The organism is Arthrobacter sp. Y3225116 (assembly GCF_059091245.1).
Map to the genome: position 1 here is coordinate 1 of NZ_JBNHGL010000397.1, position 1,681 is coordinate 1,681.

At 69.5% G+C, this 1,681-nt stretch carries 2 protein-coding genes and 1 pseudogene; all 3 read right to left on the reverse strand.

All coding sequences use genetic code 11. The features are described 5' to 3' along the window. On the reverse strand, positions 1–246 hold a 246-nt coding region (locus AC5RV2_RS17740), incomplete at its 3' end, for a hypothetical protein (protein WP_494093422.1). After that, on the reverse strand, positions 236–1,255 hold the full coding sequence (gene fliG, locus AC5RV2_RS17745) for a flagellar motor switch protein FliG (protein ID WP_493979185.1): 1,020 nt from the start codon (positions 1,253–1,255) through the stop codon (positions 236–238). The genes AC5RV2_RS17740 and fliG, both read right to left, overlap by 11 nt. Further along, positions 1,252–1,681, reverse strand: a pseudogene (locus AC5RV2_RS17750) (flagellar basal-body MS-ring/collar protein FliF); the annotation flags it as partial. The gene fliG and the pseudogene AC5RV2_RS17750, both read right to left, overlap by 4 nt.

Here is a 1,681-nt window from a genome sequence, read left to right on the forward strand (position 1 = left end):
GCGGGCGTCAGCCATCGCGGCGGCGTGGTCCTGCTCCATCGCGAGCTGGCGTGCGCGCATCAGTTCGGCGCCTTCGCGCATGCCGGCGGTGTAGCCGGCGGCGTGGCCGCGGACCCTGGCCTGTTCGAGCGCCTGTTCCTGCGAGTCGTCGCTGCGCAGTTCCGTGTAGCGCAGCTTGGCGAAGGCCCCGGTCCCGGTGTTCAGCTCCGGGAAGCTCATCCTGGAGAACGCGGCGTCAGTAGACATATTCGTCCTCCTCCGCCGCGCGCTGGACCGTGATGATGCCGCTGGCCTCGAGCTCGCGGATCGAGCGGACGATGTCCGCGCGGGCCTCTTCGATCTGCGACATGCGCAGCGGTCCGGTGGCCTTGATCTCGTCGTCGAGGATGTCGCGGTTGCGTTCGGAGACGTTCTTGCGGATCAGCTCGGTGACCGGTTCGCTGGCGCCCTTCATGGCCACTGCGAGCACCGCGATCTCGATGCCGCGCAGCACCTGCTGCACGTCGCGCGGTTCGAGCTTCGTGATGTCTTCGAAGGTGAGCATCCGGGAGCGGACTTCCTCCGCCAGCTCCGGGTCGCGTTCCTCCAGGGCTTCCAGGAGCGCGCGTTCGGTGGCGACGTCGGCGCGGTTGATGATGTCCACCAGCGGCCCGACGCCGCCCACCACCTCCACCTGTTGGCGGGGTACGACGGCGCCGGCCCGCACCTTGAGCGTGTCCGCCACGATCGACACGGCTTCGGGGGTGGCGGTGCCCATGGTGGCGATGCACTGGGCGACCTCCGGCCGCACCGAATCCTCCAGCCCGGCGATCACGGTGGACGCCAGCTCCGGGCGCACGTGCGCGAGCACCAGCGCGATGGTCTGCGGGATCTCGCCGTTCAGCAGCGTGATCAGCTGGGTGGGGTCGGCATCATCCAGGAACTCGAACGGCTTCCCGGCCATGGAGGTGGCCAGCCGGTCGAGCACGCCGGCGGCCTTCTCCGCGCCGAAGGAGGCGGCCAGCAGCCCGGCGGCGAACTCCCTGCCGCCGCGGGGCCGGCGCCGGCCCTTGACCGTCATGTCGTGGAATTCCTTGAACGCCTCCTCGGCGGTCTCGGGATCCACCCGGCCCATGCTCACGAGTTCGGCCGTGATCAGCTCCGCCTCGGCCTCGCTGAAGCGCTTCATGACCTCGGCGGCCCGGGCCTGTTCCATCTGCATCAGCACCACCGCCACCTTCTGGGTGCCGGTCAACGTAGTCAGTAACTCGCTCATGCGTTCTGCTTGTCATCCATCAGGGAGCGCAGGAAGTCGGCGGTCTTGTCCGGTTCCTGGGCGGCCAGGGCGTCGATTTCCGCCCGCTTGCGGTTCATGTCCTTCTGCTCGTCGGACAGCTCCGGCGGGCCGGCGAGCTCCAGTGCGGTGGTATTCGGGCCGGTGACCACGGGGATCGGTTCCGGAACGATGATGGGCTTCGCGGGAAGCTGCAGGTCCTGCGGCGCCTCGATCTCGGGCTGGAAGTCCTGCAGCTCGCCCAGGTCCACCGGCTCGCGGTTCTGCCGGCGGGACCAGCGGGCGTAGACCAGCAGGGCGATGATCACCAGCAGGATGATGCCGGCGGTGATGATGGCGGTGCGGATCAACTCGGCCTGGCGCGCGGCTTCCTCGGCGGCCTGCGCGGCGGCCAGCGCCTCGGCGGCC